The organism is Psychrobacter sp. PSi21, from assembly GCF_054960615.1.
In genome coordinates this window covers 77,991-99,397 of the sequence record NZ_JBHNYR010000012.1, presented here as the reverse complement: position 1 = coordinate 99,397, position 21,407 = coordinate 77,991, and the positions used below count along the sequence as shown (strand labels likewise).

The 21,407-nt window shown below is 48.5% G+C and carries 16 protein-coding genes and 2 pseudogenes; 5 read left to right on the top strand and 13 right to left on the bottom strand.

Annotated features, from left to right (window positions below):
* Nucleotides 1-10: 10 nt before the first annotated feature.
* The 3 genes and pseudogenes from ACFI32_RS09780 to ACFI32_RS09770 all read right to left on the bottom strand — a co-directional run.
* Nucleotides 11-202, bottom strand: a pseudogene (locus ACFI32_RS09780) (hypothetical protein); the annotation flags it as partial.
* Between the two features lie 242 nt (nt 203-444).
* Nucleotides 445-945, bottom strand: coding sequence for a hypothetical protein (locus ACFI32_RS09775; RefSeq protein ID WP_462626399.1), 501 nt, complete (start codon nt 943-945; stop codon nt 445-447).
* Nucleotides 891-1,991 carry a Hint domain-containing protein gene (locus tag ACFI32_RS09770; RefSeq protein ID WP_462626398.1) on the bottom strand — a complete coding sequence of 367 codons (1,101 nt, stop codon included), beginning with the start codon at nt 1,989-1,991 and terminating at the stop codon, nt 891-893. The genes ACFI32_RS09775 and ACFI32_RS09770 overlap by 55 nt, the downstream gene beginning before the upstream one ends.
* 62 nt (nt 1,992-2,053) lie before the next feature.
* Between ACFI32_RS09770 and ACFI32_RS09765 the strand changes: the two are divergent.
* Nucleotides 2,054-2,709: pseudogene (locus tag ACFI32_RS09765) on the top strand (IS1595 family transposase).
* Between the two features lie 239 nt (nt 2,710-2,948).
* On the opposite strand, the gene ACFI32_RS09760 reads toward ACFI32_RS09765, so the two are convergent.
* Genes ACFI32_RS09760 through ACFI32_RS09745 form a run of 4 tightly spaced genes read right to left on the bottom strand, consistent with a single transcriptional unit; the run spans nt 2,949 to nt 7,353 of the window.
* A complete protein-coding gene (locus ACFI32_RS09760) occupies nt 2,949-3,710 on the bottom strand; it encodes an SDR family oxidoreductase (protein ID WP_462626397.1) in 762 nt (253 codons plus the stop codon).
* A gap of 31 nt (nt 3,711-3,741) precedes the next feature.
* Nucleotides 3,742-4,524: an SDR family NAD(P)-dependent oxidoreductase gene (locus ACFI32_RS09755; RefSeq protein WP_462626396.1), complete on the bottom strand. Its 783-nt coding sequence runs from the start codon at nt 4,522-4,524 to the stop codon at nt 3,742-3,744.
* Nucleotides 4,514-5,530, bottom strand: coding sequence for an NADP-dependent oxidoreductase (locus ACFI32_RS09750; RefSeq protein ID WP_462626395.1), 1,017 nt, complete (start codon nt 5,528-5,530; stop codon nt 4,514-4,516). The genes ACFI32_RS09755 and ACFI32_RS09750 overlap by 11 nt, the downstream gene beginning before the upstream one ends.
* A gap of 17 nt (nt 5,531-5,547) precedes the next feature.
* A complete protein-coding gene (locus ACFI32_RS09745; RefSeq protein ID WP_462626394.1) occupies nt 5,548-7,353 on the bottom strand; it encodes an acyl-CoA dehydrogenase in 1,806 nt (601 codons plus the stop codon).
* 322 nt (nt 7,354-7,675) lie between these two features.
* On the opposite strand from ACFI32_RS09745, the gene ACFI32_RS09740 reads away from it, so the two are divergent.
* Complete coding sequence (locus tag ACFI32_RS09740) at nt 7,676-8,683, top strand: GlxA family transcriptional regulator (protein WP_462626393.1); 1,008 nt, start codon at nt 7,676-7,678, stop codon at nt 8,681-8,683.
* Between the two features lie 108 nt (nt 8,684-8,791).
* Here the strand turns inward: ACFI32_RS09740 and amaA are convergent, their stop codons facing one another.
* From amaA to ACFI32_RS09710, 6 genes are all read right to left on the bottom strand, one after another.
* A complete protein-coding gene (gene amaA, locus ACFI32_RS09735) occupies nt 8,792-10,078 on the bottom strand; it encodes an L-pipecolate oxidase (RefSeq protein ID WP_462626392.1) in 1,287 nt (428 codons plus the stop codon).
* A 57-nt stretch (nt 10,079-10,135) separates the two neighbouring features.
* Entirely contained in the window at nt 10,136-11,611 is a 1,476-nt protein-coding gene (nhaC, locus tag ACFI32_RS09730) for a Na+/H+ antiporter NhaC (protein ID WP_462626391.1), read from the bottom strand.
* A gap of 263 nt (nt 11,612-11,874) precedes the next feature.
* The gene (gene amaB, locus ACFI32_RS09725; protein ID WP_462626390.1) at nt 11,875-13,371 is read right to left on the bottom strand and encodes an L-piperidine-6-carboxylate dehydrogenase; all 1,497 of its coding nucleotides are present in this window, start codon (nt 13,369-13,371) and stop codon (nt 11,875-11,877) included.
* A 127-nt stretch (nt 13,372-13,498) separates the two neighbouring features.
* On the bottom strand, nt 13,499-14,953 hold the full coding sequence (gene hglS, locus ACFI32_RS09720; protein WP_462626389.1) for a 2-oxoadipate dioxygenase/decarboxylase HglS: 1,455 nt from the start codon (nt 14,951-14,953) through the stop codon (nt 13,499-13,501).
* A gap of 47 nt (nt 14,954-15,000) precedes the next feature.
* Complete coding sequence (locus tag ACFI32_RS09715) at nt 15,001-16,350, bottom strand: aspartate aminotransferase family protein (protein WP_462626388.1); 1,350 nt, start codon at nt 16,348-16,350, stop codon at nt 15,001-15,003.
* Between the two features lie 205 nt (nt 16,351-16,555).
* On the bottom strand, nt 16,556-17,509 hold the full coding sequence (locus ACFI32_RS09710) for a LysR substrate-binding domain-containing protein (RefSeq protein WP_462626387.1): 954 nt from the start codon (nt 17,507-17,509) through the stop codon (nt 16,556-16,558).
* Between the two features lie 436 nt (nt 17,510-17,945).
* Here ACFI32_RS09710 and ACFI32_RS09705 point away from each other — a divergent pair, with 436 nt between their 5' ends.
* From ACFI32_RS09705 to ACFI32_RS09695, 3 genes are all read left to right on the top strand, one after another.
* Nucleotides 17,946-19,088, top strand: coding sequence for a siderophore-interacting protein (locus ACFI32_RS09705; RefSeq protein WP_462626386.1), 1,143 nt, complete (start codon nt 17,946-17,948; stop codon nt 19,086-19,088).
* 410 nt (nt 19,089-19,498) lie between these two features.
* Nucleotides 19,499-21,028, top strand: a complete 1,530-nt coding sequence (locus ACFI32_RS09700; protein ID WP_462626385.1) for a DUF4331 domain-containing protein — start codon at nt 19,499-19,501, stop codon at nt 21,026-21,028.
* Between the two features lie 27 nt (nt 21,029-21,055).
* Nucleotides 21,056-21,340: a hypothetical protein gene (locus ACFI32_RS09695; protein WP_462626384.1), complete on the top strand. Its 285-nt coding sequence runs from the start codon at nt 21,056-21,058 to the stop codon at nt 21,338-21,340.
* The last annotated feature ends 67 nt before the right edge of the window (nt 21,341-21,407 follow it).

Below are 21,407 nucleotides of genomic sequence, written 5' to 3'. Positions count from 1 at the left end.
TAGTGGTCAACTAATTTAGGACATCTGATAAGAGGTTTTTATTAAAGTAGCGTTTTTCTTTTTCAGCTGGTGCTAAATAATTGTTGAAAATATGGGGCCTCAGGGTTTGATAATAGCCGAAAATATAGTCAGTAATGGCGGTTGATGCCTCATCGACATTCTCATAACCGCCTTTTGGCATCCATTCTGTTTTGAAGCTTTTAAAGAAGCGTTCAGTAGGGGCACTATCCTATGAGCGAGGATTAGCAAAGCACTGCTTTGCCCGAGTGCAAGACGAAGGGCTGTGCCCGTAGTGAATTACCGTTTCGGCTCATACTTTGCGTCATGCCATTACGACTGGCCACGGATTCAGCGAATGTCTTACTGGTGCAATGGGTACCTTGATCAGAGTGAAACAACACGCCACTTGGCTTTAAGCGCGTCTGACACACCATCTGCAACGCCTTAGCGGTCATGAGAGGCAATAGGATCGCTCGTTAGTTTGATATCTCGGATACTAACACTGCTGTCGGCATCACCAAAACCAAGCAAGTCAAAGCTTAGTAGTACGTCCGTGCTAGCGCCATTAGCAACCTGCGCTTGATACCAGCTGGTAAGGTCGATGTAGTAAGTAGACGTGCCATCCGCATTTAAGACTTTTTGTACGCCCGTAGCAACCTGTTCTCTGCCATCAGCTTGGATATTGAGTAAGCTATCGGTACGAGTCATATCAGTAATCTGCGTGACGGCCTTGCCAGTCTTAGCACTCAATAATGCGGCTTCGAATGCATCGCCTGCTTGTTTAGTAGCATTGTTTATACTGCTATCTGCAACGGTAAAGCTTAGTAGGCGATTGTCCTCATTTAAACTAAAAGCTTGGCGCAGGCTAGTGTGAACAATATCAGATTCAACTAAAGTGACGCTTTGATAGCTGCCTCTGTATTTATCTTGCCTTGATGCTGCCATTGCTCAGGGTCATTAAGCGTAGCGAACTCGTTGTTAATAGTACTAGAGTCACAGTTATGTACCCATGTACCACCATTCCCTACAAAATAAGTGTGATAGTCCGCCACTTCGATGTTATAAACAGTATCTTTGTAGAAATCATAGTTCATATCTTCCAGTACGTAGTAGATCGCAGCATCGTACATAATGCTTTCTTCTTCTGTTACCTCTCCATCAAAATCACCATAATGCTGTGATGTTATGTATTTACCATTATTGAAATCCTGAATATAGGGTCCATTATCTCGTCTATCACTGTACAGATTATGCGGTCCAACATCATCATCATTATCGAATCCAACAGCAATACCTTCAAAAGGCGTCTGTAGTAGATACCTCATCTTCCCTTCTGAATAGTATGAAGCTAAATGGAGTGCATATTTATATTCATCTCCAATTTGAAAGCTATTTCGATAATAATGCTCAAGCCTGAGTTTCTGTGGCGATGTTAATTGATAAAGTTTGCTATAAGTTTCCATATCCTCTCCCTGTACCCAACCTCCTTTTCCTTTGCTCCATAGTGATGGAAATAATCGATAAATACTCGTAGCATTATCTACTTCATCTGCCCTTACCCAGCCTCTCTCAAGACTCCAGAAGGGATGGTTGGTAGTACATATGACTGCGGGATATCCTAAAGGAGCCATAAGCGCTTGTTTTTCGGCAGACTTAAATACTTTAGTAATGGGTTTATAAGCGGTCTCAAGCTTGCCGTCTGCTAACGACGGTTTCGCATCTTCAGGCGCAGACAATACCATATCACCGACTTTTAATTGCTCAATAGGTACTAAGCCTTTATCGGTATGCACGAGGACACCTGCGGCAAAGCAAGCATGCTGAGGTGTGTCATGAGAAGTAACGGTCTGATTAGTACTATTCAATACCGCAGTATTTAACCAAGTTAAATATTGAGCATCTTTTAAACTAGGCAAGCAGCGCTCACCTAAATATTGCTCAAGACTAATAGGTGTCCTATCGGATAGCTCGTTTGCTGGCACATGTTTCATTTTTTACCCTTTGTATTAGGTTTGGGGCTGTAGTAGATGCAGCACTATACTAGACTACTTTTATGAAGATAACCCATTGTAAAATAAGCAAAAAGTGCAGCGAAGGCTGTTAGAGTTTTTCACGGCTGAAGTGACTGCTAGAACAGCCGCAGATTTGCTCAATATTCGGCCTAACACTGCTGCACTTTTTTATCATAAAATAAGACTTGTGATAGATTACCATCTCTCATTAGAAGCTGATGAGCTTTTTGATGGTGAAGTCGAATGAGATGAAAGTTATTTTGGCGGCATACGTAAAGGCAAAAGAGGTCGCGGCGCTGCTGGTAAAACAGCTGTATTTGGTATACTAAAACGAAACGGTAAGGTTTATACCATTGTCGCAGCAGACACCAAACAGGCTACTCTAATGCCTATTATTAAACGTAAAATCCAGCCTGACGGCTTTGTTTATACGGATAGTTAGCGAAGTTACAATGCATTAGATGTGAGCGAGTTTAAACATTTCAGAGTTAATCACTCTAAAGCGTTCACTTGCGGTAAAAACAATCACATCAATGGCATTGAGAACTTTTGGAACCAGTCTAAACGAACGCTCAGAAAATATAATGGGATCGATAAGAAAAAATTCCATTTGTTTTTAAAAGAGTGTGAGTTTAGATTTAACTATGGCTCACCTTCTAATCAGCTTAAAACTCTGAGAAAATGGTGTAATATTTAATCCTTATCTACTACAGCCCCTATTTTTTAAATAATCATGCGCCAATGCTGCATCTTTATCAATAGTGCAAGGGTAATATGCCATACAAAAAAACAGACACCGCTATCACGATGTCTGTTTTTTATAATCACCTTTTATAGTTACTGTTCTATTATTTAGTCTAAATACAAAAGACACACTATGATAAACCCACTTAATTAAAGAACAGACTATATTAATATCATAAAACAGGATTTGGCTTAGGCAAGCATCCCACCATCAACAATGACACACGCGCCTGTGGTATAGCTTGCCGCGTCAGATACCAGATACAGCACCGTTCCTGCCATCTCTTCAGGACTGGCAACGCGGCCAAGTGGGATGGTATGTAGCGCGGTTTTTAAGATGGCATCGTTACTGGTGAGCGCCGAGGCAAATTTGGTATCGGTCAAGCCCGGCAATAGCGCATTGACACGGATGCCAAGTGGGCCGCACTCTTTGGCAAAGGCTTTGGTCATACTGATAACTGCCGCCTTGGTGATAGAGTAAATGCCTTGTTTGTCTCCTGGGATCACGCCATTGACCGAAGCGGTGTTGAGGATAACGCCGCCGCCCTGCTCGCGCATCATTTTGCCTGCGGCGGTAGACATAAAGAAATAACCACGGATATTCACATCGACAGTCTTGGTATACGCGGCCTCGTCGGTATCAAGAATGTGCCCATAGTATGGATTGGCGGCGGCATTATTAACGAGGATATCGATGCGACCATATTCATCTTTAATATGTGCAAAAATAGCAGCAATCTGCGCCATCTCCCCCACATGACACGGATAGGCACTGGCCTTGCCGCCCTCTGCCACAATGCTGTCAGCAACGGCTTGGCAGGCATTGATTTTGCGACTCGATACAATCACATGGGCACCATGCGCAGCCAATAACCGCGCAATTGCCTCCCCGATACCGCGGCTGGCACCGGTTACCAGTGCTATCTTTCCAGTTAAATCAAATAAATTTTTCATCGCTACTCCTTGCGTATTGATTGATGACCCACTAGGCCAACATACCACCATCTAAGGTAAAGGCATGACCGTTCATAAAGCTGCTTTCATCACTTGCCAGCCACGCGATCGCCCCTGACACTTCCTCAACCGTGCCCAAGCGGCGCATCGGATTGGATTTCAACAGTGCTTGTTGGCCGCGCTCGTCCATAACGGCCATGGTGTTTCTGACCATGGGTGTGTCGATAAAGCTTGGGCACACCGCGTTAAAGCGCAGACCTGCTTTGGCGTATTCGACCGCCGCTGTTTTGGTCAGCCCCATAACGCCATGTTTGGCGGCGCTATAAGCGGCGATGGTGGGTGACGAACGCAAACCTGCAACAGAAGCCACATTAATCACATGGCCGCTACCCTGCGGTGCCATATACATGATGGCGGCGCGCATACAGTGCCACACGCCTTTTAGATTGACCGCGATATTACGATCAAAATCATCGTCGCTCAGCTCGTGCAAGGGTGCAGGCTTGTGATCGACGCCAGCATTGTTTACCACCACATCCAAACCGCCGAGCGTCTCAGCGGCAAAAGCAAACAAGGCGCGTACCTCGTCACCACTGGTGATATCTACCTTTTTAAAGACAATATCATGACTTGCGGCCTGGCCTTGCTCCGCCACTGCTTGGCCTTGCGCCTCAGAGATATCCCCGATGATTACCCGCGCGCCGCGACTGGCCAGCAGCAAGGCACTTGCCGCACCGATACCAGACGCACCGCCAGTGATTAATACCCGTTTACCCGTAACGTCTGCGGCCACATTGTTATTGTTATACGTCATCTGAATCTCCTACTTTAAGTATCAGTTTACCGAAGTTTTTACCTGTAAAGAGCATCATCAGCGTCTCTGGGAAGGTCTCTATACCTTCAACGACATGTTCTTTGACCGTCAGCTCACCAGACTGGATCCAGCCAGCAATGTCCTTCATGGCTGTCGGGTAGTTTTTGACATTATCGAGCACCACGATGCCTTCCATACGGGCGCGGTTAACCAAAAGCGACAGATAATTGGACGGCCCTTTGACGGCGGTAGTATTATTGTATTGGCTGATCGCACCACAAATAACGACACGCGCATGGCGGTTGATTTGGGTCAGTACGGCATCCAAAATATCGCCGCCGACATTGTCAAAAAACACATCGATGCCTTCTGGACAAGTGCGTTTGAGCGCGGCTTTCACCGATTCGTTTTTGTAGTCGATTGCCGCATCAAAACCCAGCTCGTCAACCAAAAACTGACATTTTTCTGCGCCGCCTGCGATACCGACCACACGGCAGCCTTTGATTTTGGCAATTTGCCCGACCACCCCACCGACTGCACCCGCCGCCCCTGAGACCACAACGGTCTCACCTGCTTTGGGCTGGCCTGTTTTGAGCAAACCAAAATAGCCTGTCATCCCCGGCATGCCCAGTACGCCCAAATAATAAGACAAAGGTGCCAACTCAGGATCGACTTTATACAGCCCCTTACCATCACTGACGGCATACGACTGCACGCCGCCATAACCACAAACATAGTCACCAACGGCGAAGCCTTCAAGCTTGCTATCAATCACCTGCCCAACAGTACCCGCACGCATGACCTCGCCGACTTGCACAGGGGCAATGTAGGATTTGGCATCGTTGAGCCAGCCGCGCATGGCGGGGTCAAGAGAGATATATTCAATCTTAATCAGCACTTGACCGTCGGTAATGCTGGGCATTTCAGCCTCATCAAACACCCATGTGTCCATACTGGGCGCACCGATAGGTCGTTCTTTGAGTTGCCATTGTTTATTGATTTTCATCGTTTTCTGTCCTTAGATTAAAACCAGTCTGCGTGCATGTCCGTGCAGACGCTGTTGTCGTGAAGCAATAAAGCAATATCACGGGTGATGCTGGGCAATTCCCAGTCGATATAGTAAGTGGCGGCTTGCAGTTTGCCGTGGTAAAAGGCTTGTTTTCGCTCGTTTTGGCAGTCTGCCAGCCGCTGCTCGGCGGTATGGGCTTGACGAATCCAAATCCAGCTGACGATGATACTGGCAAAGATATTCATCAATGCCTGCGCGTTACCCGTTAAGGTGATGGCTTTTTCGCTTTGCAGCAGTTTTGCCAGATGGTTCAGTAACGCGGGCAACTGCTCAAGGTATGGCGTCAACTTGCCTGCCAGTTCAGTAGATTTTGGCGTACGAATACGCTGTAAATCTTGCATGATTTCACGCTTTAACACGTGGATACCCAGTCCATTGTTTTGCCACAGTTTACGAAAGGATAAGTCTAACGCCTGTACACCGTTGGTGCCCTCGTGTATCGGATTGAGACGATTGTCACGCCAAAACTGCTCGGCAAAGTACTCGCGCGTATAGCCTGCGCCGCCCAGCACTTGGATACCCAAATCATTGGCCTTTGGCCCATATTCAGATGGCCATGCTTTAAGCACTGGGGTCAATAAATCCAGTAGCTCTGACAGTTCTGCTTTCAGCGTGTCATCGGTACAGGTATTGATACGATCGATTAGGTTTGAACCGTATAGGCAGAGTGAAATACCGCCCTCGGTATACGCTTTTTGCGCCAGTAGCATACGCTTGACGTCACCGTGATGAATGATGGCGCTGGCATCGTCTTCAGGTTTGTTATTGGGGGCAATGCGCCCTTGGGTTCGGTCTTTGGCATACGCCAGCGAGTATTGATAACCGCGATAGCCAATCATCGCCGCACCAAAACCCACAGCGATACGTGCCTCATTCATCATCTTAAACATATAACGCAGGCCAAAATGCGGCTCGCCAATGAGATAACCATGGCAGTCACCCGCATCGCCAAAGCTGAGCGCCGTTGAGGTCGTGCCGCGATAGCCCAGTTTGTGCAGCAATCCTGTCAAATGTACATCGTTACGCACACCGATGGACAAGTCTTCGTTGAGGCGATATTTGGGCACAGCAAATAGTGAAATGCCTTTTACGCCGCTGGGGCCATCAGGGATTTTGGCCAATACCAGATGGACGATATTGTCAGACAGCTCATGATCGCCGCCTGAGATATAAATCTTGCTGCCTTTGATGCGGTATGAGCCATCATCTTGCGGCTCGGCAGTGGTTTTGATGTCTGCCAGCGACGAGCCAGCATGCGGCTCAGTGAGTGCCATTGTCCCTGTAAACTCGCCGGTCAGCATGCGCGGCATAAAGGCGGCCTTGATCTCATCACTGGCAAAGTGCGCCAAGACATTAATAGCAGCGGTGGTCAAAAAAGGATAGGCCGTGGTAGACGGATTGGCCGCCATAAAATAGGCCGAAACCGCCGTCATCACCGTTTCAGGCAGTTGCATGCCGCCATCATCAAAGCCATAACGCCCCGCGATAAAGCCCGATTCGCGAAAGGCATCAAACGCCACCTTGACCTCGTCAATCATACTGACTTTATGACCATCAAACTGCGGCTCATGTTGATCCGCGATATGATTGTGCGGTAAAAACAACTGCGTCGCCATTTTATCGGCGGTCTCAAGTACCGCATCAAAAGTGGCACGGCTATGCTCCTCGAATCTTGTGGCGTGGCACAGACTTTCTGTATCGAGCACGTCATACAACTGAAAGGGAAGTTCAAACTCGTTGATTAAAGTATTTGCAGCCATGCTGTCCTCACTAATTATGGTGTGATTGGCGCATCTTGCGTTTTAGATGCGTCTAACCGTATCCCTATATTCGTCCATGGTATACCGGCTGGTCGGCGATATGGTGTGTCTGTTTGGCACGTATTTGGCGCTGGTTTATTTATACTAGTCTAATTTAGAGCCACTCCCCATTGTCATTTATGACATAATCAAGGTGAAATCAGACATTTTCCATGTTTATATTGATTGAAATTAATTGATAAAACATAACGCTCGTCTATTTTTTAAGCATCTGCTTTTTAAGCACCTACCGCTTATCTTTTTATCTTTGGAGTCTCCACTTATGCCTGCGCCACATGACATCATGCCTTTTCGTGTCATTATCTTGGGCTTTGATGGCGTGCTGGGTAGCGTGCTGGCGGGCGCGCTGGATTTGTTTTCTTTTACTGGGGTCAGCTGGCAACGGTTTTTAGATCAACCTGTCATGCCCAGATTTAAGGTACAAATCGCCAGCTTACACGGCGCGGATATCAGGTGTAGCAACCGCCTGTTGATGCAGGCGCACTGTGACATTGCAGCAGTTACTGATTGTGATGTATTACTGATCCCGACCATTGGTGATGCGATCGATAAGGTGCTCAGCAACAACCTTGAGCTGCTACCGCACATCAGGCGTTTGGCGGCAACCAAAGCCGATATCGCCAGCAATTGTAGCGGGGCGTTTTTTCTGGCAAAAGCGGGGCTACTTGATGGCTTGCAAGCCACCACGCACTGGGGCTATGCCAGCAAGTTTCGGGCAGATTTTCCACAGGTTGACTTACAGGCAGCGCAGTTTGTGACGCAATCAGGCAATATCTTTTGCGCGGCAGGTGGCAGTGCTTTTTATGAATTGGCGCTGCTACTGATTGAGCGTTACTGCGGTCGTGAAGTATCAACCCAAGTGGCAAAGACTCAAATCATCGACAGCAAGCGCGGCAACCAAAGCAGCTATAGCAATGTGCCCCTATATAAGCCGCATGCCGATGCGCTGGTCAAACGCGTGCAAGCCTATATTGAGGCACATTTTCGCGAGCACCTGCAGGTAAGCCAGCTTGCCACGATGGTCAATGTCACGCCGCGTACCTTAAATCGTCGCTTTCAGACATGCATGGCCATGCGGCCGATTGAATACATTCAGGCCGTACGTGTTGAACAGGCCAAAAGACTGCTGGAATCAGGTGAGGTTTCGATTAAGTCTTTGGCGCATCAGGTTGGCTACGATGACACGTCCTCATTTGCACGCTTGTTTAAACGCAGCACCGATCTGACGCCCAAAGAATATCAAAGTAAGTTTTCGCGGATTGCGATTTAGGATGGGGATGTGTGTTGAATAAATGATAACGGCTCCAGCAAATAACAAACCAAAAAAAAAGCCCCACCAAAGTGAGGCTCAAAAGCACAGTGATAACATGAATAGCAATTATCTGATGATACGCAAACACTGCCCTGAGTGATACAGCGTAAGCCCTACCTCAGTAAACATCGATTTCATTCCCGCCATTGGCACCTTCGACTCTTCCAAGGTTTTAAAGGGCAACGGAATCGTACTGCGGTCACCAGTCAAGATATAGTCAGCAAAGCACTTGCCCATCATCGTCCCTGTGGTAATACCGCGACCGTTATAAGCGGTTGCGGTCAGCAATCCTTCATCAGGCTCTAGCACGCGAAAGATATGATCTGTCGTGAAGCCAAACTTGCCAAACCACTCATACTGCCAGTTGAATTTTGGCAAATCAGGGTAGTAGCTTTTTTGTACATAGTTGGCCCATGACTGATAAAAAGAAGCAGGCTTGCAGGCACTGCCGCCAACCGTACCAAGCAGCAAACGATCGTCTTTATCACGGCGGAAGCTTGAGAGTGCCAAACGGGTGTCCCATGCGCCTGTGCGATATGGCAGGATACGATCAGCCACTTCACCACTGAGCGGCTCAGAGGCAATCTGATAATATTGCACGGTATAAAAGGCTTTGTTAACCTCCGTCCATTCGCCCTCAGTATAGGCATTGGTAGCGATGATAACCCGCTCAGCCCCTACGGCAGCGCTATCCGTTCTGGCATACCACTGCCCATCTGCTTTTTCAAGGCTGTGTACAGGCGATTGCTCATAGATAGTCACGCCAAGGCTGAGCGCCACTTTGGCAAGACCGTTGACATAGGCCAGTGGGTTCATCGTCCCTGCACGGTGATCGAGTAGCGCCTTGTTGATACTAGTGGTGCCGCAATACTCATGGCAGCGCGCACCTGTCAATACCTCAACATTCGCGCCGCGGCGGGTCAGCTGCTCATAGCGAATATCAACATCTTCTTCACCTTTGCGATTGTGTGCCATATGAATATTGCCTGCATTGACGGCTTGAGCATCAATGTCATAACGCTTGATCAGATCAAACACCAATCTTGGCGCATCACCCAAGGCTTGCGTCAAGCGCTCACCATCGTGCTCGCCCAGCGTCGTGCTTAGGTCATCGGGGCGTGCCCATGTGCCAGCATTGACCAGTCCCACACTTTTTCCTGAGCCGCCACTACCGACCGTATGTGCTTCTAGTACGACGACACTAACGCCTTTTTCTGCCAAATGAATGGCTGCCGAGAGTCCTGTGTAGCCGCCGCCAATGATACATACTTGGGTGGTGACGTCTTGAGTCAGTGCCTCACAGTGTGGCGCTTTGGGCGCGGTAATGTCCCATAAACAATGCTCTTGCAACATATCGTGCCCTCCTGTGCAACTGATATTAAACCTGATACTTGTTGTGATTGATGAATATTAAATGTCGTCGATAGATACTGATGACTCATGCTTCTTGGCATTGTAGGCTGCAGTTTTGCTGGCCTCTTCGCGCGGAATAAACTTACCCATTACTGCCCATAGCAAACCAAACAGTGGTGACAACCAGCAAGCAAATGCAAACGGGGCATAAGTCAAGGTAGCAATACCCAGCGTCGCAGCCACAAAGCTACCACCCATGTTCCAAGGAATCAGTGGTGACAATAGCGTACCGCTGTCTTCAATAGAGCGGGTTAGCGTGGTGCGCTTATAGCCCATCTCTTCGTATTTGTCTTTGAGTAAGCGCGCTGGCAATACCAAGGTGGTGTATACATCACCGATGATGGTACCAACACCGATAACACTGGTATAAGTCGTACCGATCAAGCCGAGGCGCGATTTGACCATCTTATTGATTTTGACCATGATTGCTTTGAGCGTGCCGTAATGCTCTAGTGAGCCGACAAAGGCCAAGGCAAAGATGGTTAAGGTCACAACCCACGTCATCGACATGACGCCGCCTTTAGACAGTAGTTTGTCTACCACTTCAGAGCCCGTTTCACTCACAAAGCCATTTTGTAGCACGGTGAAGATTTCACTGACACCAACACCTTGCATAAAGAAGGCGACGAGCGAGGCCACGACCACACCACTAAGTACCGTTGGAATAGCAGGCATTTTTAGCACCGCTGCGCCAACGACCACGATTGCAGGCAGTAGCGTCCATAGACTGATGGTGTAGTTGTCGATCAATGTGGTTTGTAGCGCTTGTACTGAAGTCATATCGATGTTGTCGCTACCATAGCCCATACCAATCCACGCATAGATACACAGCGCGGTCACCATCGCAGGCACAGTGGTCGGCAACATCCCTTGAATATGTTCCCAAAGGTTAACCCCAGCTGCTGCGGGCGTTAAGTTGGTGGTGTCTGATAGTGGCGACATTTTGTCACCAAAGAATGCGCCAGATACAATCGCGCCGCCTGTGAAATGCGCTGGGATACCAAGGCCAACCCCGATACCCATCATGGCAAGACCAACGGTACCGACGGTACCCCAAGAGGTGCCTGTGGCGACAGAGATGATGGCGCAAATGATACAAACAGAGAATAAAAAGGAGGAAGGAGAAAAAATGCTAAACCCGTAGTACAAAATAGTGGGTACGGTACCTGCGATAATCCACGACCCGATGAGCATGCCCACACCCATCAAAATCAAAATCGCTGGTAAACCAATTTTGACGACCTTTAAGAAGCGCTCTTCCATGCCCTCCCAGTCGCGGCCACGCATTTTCATAAACAAGCCTGTGATCAAGATACCGCAGGCCAGCGGAATATGCGGGGTAAAGTCTTTAAAGATAAAAAATTGCACCATCAGTATGATGGCTGTCAATACCAGTGGTGCAATATCAAGTAAGAAGTTAGACGACGGGCCATAGCCGTCATCGTTAGGGTCGTGTGGTTTTTCAGTAATCATATATACCTACCTTCCTTAGTAGCAGCAATCAATTGTTGCAGGATCGTCCTGATTTAACCTTTATGTCTCCGGTACGATGTCATGACGACCCTTAGCGGTGGTACCTCACCTCTTCGCTGACATCCTCTCTTATCAGCTGCCAGACCACACTTGTTGTCGCCATAGCATGGGGTTTGAGCGACACTAAGTACGGCAGGGTACTTAGTATCACAACGTCAAAACAATATGTTTAGCTTAAAATATAGATAACATGCCCTGACTTCCTAACCGAAGTTAATGCCTTGTGCCAATGGCAACTCTGTTGAGTAGTTGATGGTGTTGGTCTGACGACGCATGTAGTTTTTCCATGCATCAGAGCCTGACTCACGACCACCGCCAGTTTCTTTTTCGCCACCAAACGCGCCGCCGATTTCTGCACCACTGGTACCGATATTGACGTTAGCAATACCGCAATCACTGCCACGATCGCTTAAGAACGATTCAGCTTCACGCAAATCGTTGGTAAAGATACAAGACGATAGACCTTGTGGCACATCGTTCTGCATGGCCAATGCATCGTCAAAGTCACTGTAGGTCATGACATATAAGATAGGCGCAAAGGTCTCGCTGCGTACCACGTCGTTTTGCTGATCCATCTCAACGATGGCAGGCTTGACGTAATAGGCATCAGGATATTGGTCAGCCAAGACGCGCTCACCGCCTGTGACGCTGCCGCCAGACTGCTTGGCGTTCTCTAGTGCCGTTTGCATGTTGTTAAAGCTGTCTTCGTCAATCAGTGGCCCAATCAAGTTGCCCTCAAGTGGATGACCGATGCTGACGGTTTCATAAGCCGCTTTCACACGTGGCAAGATGTCATCTTTAACCGACTCATGGACAAACAAGCGGCGCAAGGTGGTGCAGCGCTGCCCTGCTGTGCCCACAGCTGAGAACAAGATACCGCGTAGTGCCAAGTCAAGATCCGCACTTTGGGTTAGGATCATGGCGTTATTACCGCCAAGCTCTAGCAAGCATTTGCCGAAGCGTTGAGCCACTTTTGGCCCTACGGTTTGACCCATACGGGTGCTGCCGGTTGCGCTGATCAGTGCGACATCTTTGTTTTCAACCAAGGCGTTACCCACTTCGGTTTTACCAAGGAGAATCTGTGATAGGTGCGCTGGCGCGTCGCTGTCATCAAACTTAGCCAAGGCTTTTTCAAACAAGGCCTGACAAGCGATCGCGGTCAATGGGGTTTTTTCAGAAGGCTTCCAAATCACAGGGTTACCACAGATGATGGCCAGTGAGGTGTTCCATGACCATACGGCGACTGGGAAGTTAAAGGCTGAAATGACGCCGATAACACCAAGTGGGTGCCACGTTTCGCGCATGTGGTGACCTGGGCGCTCAGAGGCGATGGTGAGGCCGTATAGCTGGCGTGATACCCCAACAGCGAAGTCACAGATGTCGATCATCTCTTGAACTTCACCCAAACCTTCTTCTTTGATTTTGCCCGCTTCTAGTGACACCAGTGCGCCTAGGTCTTCTTTGTGCTCACGTAGTACTTCGCCAAGTAGGCGAATCAGCTCGCCACGTTTTGGAGCAGGTACAGTGCGCCATGCATTAAATGCAGATTTGGCATTATCGACCGCGGTTTTGACATCATCGGTGTTGTGTAGGTTGATTTTACCAATCACGCTACCGTCGATTGGGGTATGCACGGCAAAGTCGCCATTTTGATACTGATCTTCGGTAACACCCATGGCGGACATGTATTGCTGAATCATAGTCATTCCTTTCGTTATGTGAGAATTTTTTGCATCCTTGAGAGACTTATAAAATTACATTGCTCAGGCTTTGCTTGCAAAATAATAAAATTCTTGCAGCCATTCCGTTTTGGAATGGCTGACTAAATTACGATATTGACGTACTTTTGTTAGATGATACTAATGCTTGCATACTACGCTCAAGGCTGTCTGCTTGGGCATTAATGTACAATGACATTTCGTCATAGACAGCCGCGCCTAGCGCCTGTTCAAATGCCTGTTGGTTGGACTCACCTGCATAGTGACTGGGCTTATCCTCTTGCAGATTAGACTGGAAGATACCAGCTGCACTGACTGGCAAAAAGTCTTCATAAACAATAGGTTCAATACGCAGTACGCCCTTGGCTATCAAGTCGCCAATTTGCTCAAACGTGGGCTTGGCATCGCCGATATCATCAAGCAGTACTTTGACATCAGCAGCCGTTTGATCGGCAGATTCGTCATCTGTTGTTTGATAATAGAAGTAGGCCAATTGCTCATCATGCAAGCGCTGATAATCATCAGGGAAGTCGGCAAATGCTTTTTCTAGTAACTGCATGTATTCGCCAGCGTTTTCCTCATTGGGCAGCTCGCCCAATGCCGTGCGTGCCTGCGTGAGCATTTGGTCATATAGCGCCCGTCCTGTCGCCGTCAGTGCCACCCCGCGCTGCTCAATCTCACCAAAGCGCGCTGTGTGTTGTCCCGCCTCAAAGTGTCCATTAGCATGCTGAAAGTTCACCGCTTCTTTTAATGCCTTAAAGCTGGTTTGACGCAACAAAATCGGACACTGACGGCGTGGTGGCCCCTCGATGATCGCTTTCGGCGGAATACCACGGGCGGCCATACCCGCCTGCACCGCATCAATGTCTAGCGTGCGCGGGGTCAAATGATTGATGTGTGGCCCTTTAAAGCCCACCACATCAGCAATTAAACGATGCTGATCCAAAAGCTGTTCGTACAACTCTTTTGACACGGGGGTATCACTATGCCAGCGGAAGGTCTCAAGCGCGGCTTTGACAAAGCGCGCGCTGTCTTCTGCACTCAGACCGCCGTCACGCTCGAACTGTTCAATCAGCGCCACGGCTTCATCGGTAAAGATTTGGCGCGCATTCAGTGCCGTTAATGCGGCCTCTCTAAGCGCGTCATTATCGATCAGATCAAGGCGCAATAGCGAGGTAAACACGCGAAACGGACTATTGCTAAGCGCCTTGGGGTCAATCGCCCGAAAGGCAGTTGAGTGCACAGGTACCGAAGCAGGTGCCAAGTCGTAGTAGCCCACAGGGTACATGCCCATGACTGCGAATAAACGGCGCATCATGGCAAGCTCCGCCGCTGTGCCTAAGCGAATCGCGCCGTGACGCTCCATATCCAGTCGCTCAAGCTCACCGGTATGCGACAGCTGTGCCTTGACCTCAGGCTGCGCTGACAGTACGCCAGCATTCACATCCGATACTAAGGTAAGTAAGTCTTGATACAGGGGCACTTCTTTTTGGTACATCTCTGACATGGCCACAGAAAAGGCATGACGGATGCGGTCACTACTGACAAATGGGGTATCACTCATGATCATTTCTCCGATTAAACATGATAGGTAAACTTACACGACAGTGGTTATGCTGAGACATCCGCCAGTTGCTCTGGAATGCTTTGCAAAACCGTTTTTAAGATGCTCAAACCTTGCGTTAAGGTTTCAGGCTCGATAGTAAGGGGCGGCAACAAACGAATGATGTGCCGATATTTGCCGCTTGGCATGAGTAGTAAACCACGGGCGCGTGCCTCAGACAGCACATAGGCCATCACTTGCGGATTGGTACCCGCGCTGGCGTGACGCAATTCAATCCCGCGCATCGCGCCAACGCCTGTCAAGCCATGCAACCACGGGGACAGATCTTCTGCTTGCCACTGAGCGATGGTCTGCTCAATGGCATGCGCATAGTGCTGTGCACCATCCCATGTCATCTGATCTTGCATGATGTCCAGCGTGGCATTCGCTGCCGCGCAGGCGACAGGATTGCCCGAATAAGTACCACCCAGACTGCCTTTGGCAAGGCCGTTCATCACCGCATCTTTACCCACGACGGCACCAAGCGGCAACCCACCTGCGATACTTTTACCCAGCAAGATCATGTCTGGATCAACGCCCAAATGCGAAAAGGCAAACGGTGTACCTGTGCGGCCATAGCCTGATTGGATTTCATCCATAATCAGCAGCATGCCATGCTCATCGCAGAAGTCGCGCAGATACTGAGCAAAGCTGGGGGATAGTAACTGAAAGCCGCCCTCGCCTTGCACAGGCTCGACGATGATGGCACCGATGTTGTCCACGTCGGTTTCGACTGAAAACAGGCGCGTCAAGGCATCAATAGCCTGCTGATCGCTGGTATCGTTATCGGCACTGGGGAAAGGAATGTGATAAACGGCGCTGGAGAGTGGCCCAAGACCACGTTTGTAAGGGGCGACTTTACCGTTAAGGTTAACGGCAGCAAGGGTACGACCATGGAAGCCGCCATCAAAGGCAATGACGCCGATACGATTGGTTTTTAGGCGCGCGATTTTTAAGGCGTTTTCGGTAGCTTCAGCGCCGCAGTTGGTCAACATACCAGACAGACCGATGCTGTCGGTGGTCTCTGATGCGTCGTGGTCATCAGGGTTTGGGCTGGCCTGAGTCGATTTTGGGTCTTGCATGCTGTCCGCAACCAGTTGACACAGGCGCGGCATAAAGGTCTGATACGGCAAATGCCCAGCGGCATTGTACGCGTAATGAATCAATGATTGCGCCTGCTCTGTGACAGCGCTGACAATCTGCGGATGGCAATGGCCAAAATTGAGCACGCCAATACCGCCCACAAAATCAATATAACAATGACCGTCTGTGTCCCAGACTTTAGCGTTTTTACCGCAGGTCAAGGTGATGGGATGCACCATTGTAAAAGCATCAGTCACATTATGTCTTGTATCCATGAGAGTCTCTTAACGTCCTTGATTTAGACTGTCATTTCAGCAAAACCCCCTCTGCGCCGCAAACGAATAAAAGTTGTGGCTTCATTCCTTTTGCTCATTGCGGTTATTTTAAGCGGTTCGGTTGCCGCATGTGGCTGCCAGCATCCACGTTAATAGTCATACTGATATCAATGTGGGTGCTGGGATATACGGCGTGTGCATATCATTATATGGATGCCACGGCATCCATATTGCCCGTGACCTTATCAAGGTTTTCAAGATAATGATTGACCCAATCGACCATGACTTTGGTCTTATGTGAGCGGCCAAGCGAAAGCGGATAAGCCATATAATACGCACCGCGTCCCTTTGACGTGTACTCCCACACTTGTACCAGCGTGCCAGCCTCCAGCTCAGGCGCAACCAAACGCTCTGGCACTAACGCGATACCATAGCCTGTCATGGCAGCCGCAATGCAAGCATAAAACGTCTCAAAACAAGGACCAACAAACGTGCCATCGACACTGATATCTTGCTGCTTAAAATACTCATACCACGCGCTGGGCCGCGAGCCGATTTGTAATAGCACGCAATTTTGCAGGCTCTCTGTACTCAGCGTGTTATCTATTAAGTAATCAGGATGACAAACAGCGATGCAATATTCATCAAACAGTTTTACCGCCTCCATGCCGCTCCAAATACCGTCCCCGTATAAAAAGGCAATATCCACCTTTTGATTTTCACAAAAAAAAGGCCCCGCCCGCTCCTTAATATCAAGGCTGATCAATGGATAGGCACGATTAAAATCTTTGAGTGCAGGAATAAGCCAGCGCGAGCAAAACGTCGGATGCGAGACGATACTGAGCACCTCGGTATTATCGCTGTGTGACATCAGATTGGTAGTTGATACCTCAATATGCTTCAAAATACTCAGCACTTCTAAATAGTAGGTCTTGCCTGCTGGGGTCAACGAGATGCGATGCGGCGTGCGATAAAACAGCGCAATATTAAGCATCTCTTCAAGCTGCGCCACCTGTTTGCTGATCGCACTTTGGGTCATATGTAGCTCTTGAGCCGCATTGGTAAAGCTCAAATGCCGCGCTGCAGTCTCAAAACATTGCAGCGCGGTGGTCGAGGGGTAGCGTCTAAACGATAAAGGCGTATTGGTGTCAGTAATCATAAGTCTGTTGCCATTCATAATAAGAAAATCAAAAACATCAACCGCAGTAGTGCGGCACACTATTGCAAAATAAGTCGTCCTGATTGGCGTCGCCCCGCCCGCCGTCCTTAAGCAGCTTGCAGCAATAGCCCCCATAATAAAACGTATCACGCCGCGCGAGCAAGCAAAGCATGCAGATAAAAAAACAACGAACATAGCCAGCCGTAACGCTTACCTTTCTTCATGTGCGTACAGCTAAACAAAAGCTTGCCAGCTTACACTGACCCGCTTTTTTTAGTGTCTATCTGCTTTTACTGACCCTATTTATCAGTCCTTACTCTTATCCAGCAGTTGACAGCGCGGCACATTATCGCGATAATATGCAAATGATAATAGTTATCAATAACATTTATATTTTGCATGATTACCTACTGCCTACGGCTTTGGACGACTGTATATGACCGATATTTTAGACACACCTGTATCAAGTACACAGGTGGCTGATGCCTCGCTTCAAGCTGAGCTTAGCCAACAAACAATACTACCCGCCAACAGCCATACCAACAAAACTAAATTTATCAGCCATGTCAGTGAAGAGCACCAAGATGAGCTGGCCATGCTGATACAAGCACACACTGGTAAGGCGCTGGGCGATCAAGCATCCATTTATGTTGATGAAATCTATCTTTCAGGGCTGCTGCTACGCGTCGACAACAACACTGGCCATCAGCACTATTTTATGGCCTTTACGCAGCCAATCAGCGCGGATGTCAGCTTAAAAGACAACTACATTGCCCTGATCCAACAGGCAGCTAAAAAACTGGGGCAGCGCACCTTGATGCTAAAAAACCAGCGTTTTACGGTGATGCATCAATACTACGTCAGCCCAAACATGCTGCGGCTGGTAGTGCGCGCACCAGCCGACACGCCTTTAGACCATGCAGGCTATGCCTACTTGTTTGATTTGATACCTGACGGCACGAACGACACTCATACACCGACAGAGGCAGTATCACGTCGCCACTGCTACTACACGCTACGTAAAGCATGGCATGATGCACAGCACAGCCAAATCAGCGCATGGGTCGATGTCTATATTCATGGCGACACATCGGGCGGCAATTGGGCACGGGCGCTACAACCGATTGACCAGCTGACCAGTACCCGCGAATATCCCGAAAAAATTGCGCATTTGTCCGAAGGTCAATGTTTGCTCATCTGTGACGAGACGGCCATGCCCACCGTTGCCAGATTGCTGGAAACGTGGCAAAACCCCATTGCGCCTATTGTTATCGCTGTCACCAATGACCCCGCCGACCATGCTTATTTTGATGATATAACCGTTAGTGCGTGCCTCGCTGATGATCCCAACTTTGCTGTGCAGCACCTATTCATCACCAATAATGCCGATGTTGATCTCAGTACGGCTATTGCTGATGCGGTCATCGGTTATACTCAAAAGTTGAGCACTCCTATCACCAAAGTTTGGGGCGCACTTGAAGCCCGTGACACCAAACAATTGCGCCGCGCGCTCAAGCCAATCCTGAACATTCCGCGCCAAGATATGGTATTAAAAGTCTACTGGCGACAGAACCGCTAATTTGCCGTAAAGCGGTAACGGTTCAACCTGTGTGGCTATGCGATAGCCGTCCATAAATTTACACGTTATGTGCTTTTAATAAAAACCAAAAGGCTTGCCAATTATGGCAAGCCTTTTTATGGCACACATTTATCTACTTGCATGCCAAAGCTTGGCGCAATTTAAATGATCCATTAACCAAAATAATCATTCAAATTAGGCAGATATGGCCACGCAACGCTTTGTAACTAATACAATATTTTTTGCAATAAAAACGCAAAGATAATGATAAAAACCTTGCATCTATTTTTAGTTTCGTTTAATTTGTTAAAAGAAAGGTTTAGTTTAAGTTATTAAAAAACAATGACTTTCTATCTGATTCAAGCGGTTTTAGTATCCACTTCCTATAACGTTTTTTTACAAGGATTCGTATGAAAAACACTGTGAATGCTCTAGTAGCCGCGATGGCATTATGTGCCAGCGCCAGCGCCATTGCCTCAAGCCACCGAGAAGCGCCTTCGATTACCAAAACCCCAAAAGTCGATGCTACCGACTTATACATGTTTAACAGCTATGAAAATGGGCGTGACGACTATGTCACGATCATTGCCAACTATCTGCCACTGCAGGATGCCTATGGCGGACCCAATTATTTCGCCTTAGACGATGATGCGTTGTATGAGATTCACATCGATAATAATGGCGATGCCGTTGAAGACATCACCTTCCAATTTGACTTTACCCAGACGCTCAACAGCATCGAGATCGATACCGATGGCAACCCAGCAACGCCGAATGTGGCCGTTCCTGTAGTCAATGCGGGCAAGGTCATCGATCGTAGCAATCTTCAGACCAATGAGAGCTACTCAGTCACCATGGTTAAGGGCGATCGGCGTAGCGGTGCACGTAGCGCACTTGGCACGTTTGACAAGCCTTTTGATTATATTGGCACCAAGTCTTTTTCAGACTATCCAAGCTACGCCCGAAACTTTATTCAACCGATCAATTTGGGCGGGTGCGGTAACGGACGCGTCTTTGTCGGTCAGCGTTCTGAGAGCTTTGCCATTGATTTGGGCAAGGTTTTTGATCGGATCAATCTCAACCCACTATTATCACGTGATGGCGGCACCAATGTATTAAAAGATAAAAACATCACTTCCATTGCCCTAGAAGTGCCAAAATCTTGCTTGGTCAATAGCGCGTTAGCCGTTGATTCTGACGCTAACGGCTCATTGGATTCGGTTGATCCGGTTATTGGCGCATGGACCACGGCCAGCGTACGTCAAGCGACGCTTGTGAACGCAACACCAGCCTCAGGTATCAGTACCACTGCCAAAAAAGGCGGCGCATGGACGCAGGTGTCTAGACTCGGTATGCCGCTGGTCAATGAAGTGGTGATTGGGCTAAAAGACAAAGACAAATTTAACGCCTCAGAGCCAAAAGACGATGTGAAAAACTTTGCCCCTTATGTCTTCTATCCAGCCCTGCCAGCCTATATCCAAAGCCTATATCCCAGTGCTAAAGCCCCGACCAACTTCCCGCGTCAGGACTTAGTCACTGCATTTTTGACAGGCGTGCCGACCATTAACAAACCTGCGACCGTCGTACCTGCAGACATGTTGCGTTTGAATACGACCACCCCTGCGGTGGCGGCTGCCAATCAGAACGATCTGGGCGTAATTAGCCTTGCTGATAACCAAACCGATGGTAAACCTAGTGCTGCAGTGGATGTTGCTGGATTTCCAAATGGCCGACGCCCTGGTGATGATGTGACAGATATTGCGTTGCGCGTATCCATGGGTGTACTTTGCCATGTTGATGCGCTACCTGCAGACGTGACGTGTATGCCTGAAGATGCGGTCGCAGGTAAACTGCAATTTACTGATCGCGTGGTCAAGCCTGCCACCGAATTTGCATCCGCCTTTCCTTATTTGACTACCCCGATTCCAGGCAGTCGATAAGCCCGATCTACTCTAAGGAGAAACAAGATGCGCTATATTTATTTAGCGGTATTGATCGCCGGATCGGCTGCATTGTCTGGTTGCTTTGGTGACAATGACAATAACAGTAGCTCAAAGCCTATTGACCCAAATAACGGGCAAGTCAAAATCGATCAAGCCAAAGCCGAGGTGGCCGTCAGTAATACCGAAGCGGTCATCGAAGCCAGTAACAGTCCTGATACCGATGAGCCTCAAGACGTCAGCCGAGTGGTCCTCCCTGAAGCTGACTTGGCAGAGCCTGTCGCTATCAATAACGCCAACGCTTCATTGTAGGGTGGCAGAGCACCCATCAAGCACCTAATCAGTATACTGGTTGGGTGCTTTTTTTATATTTTGAGTG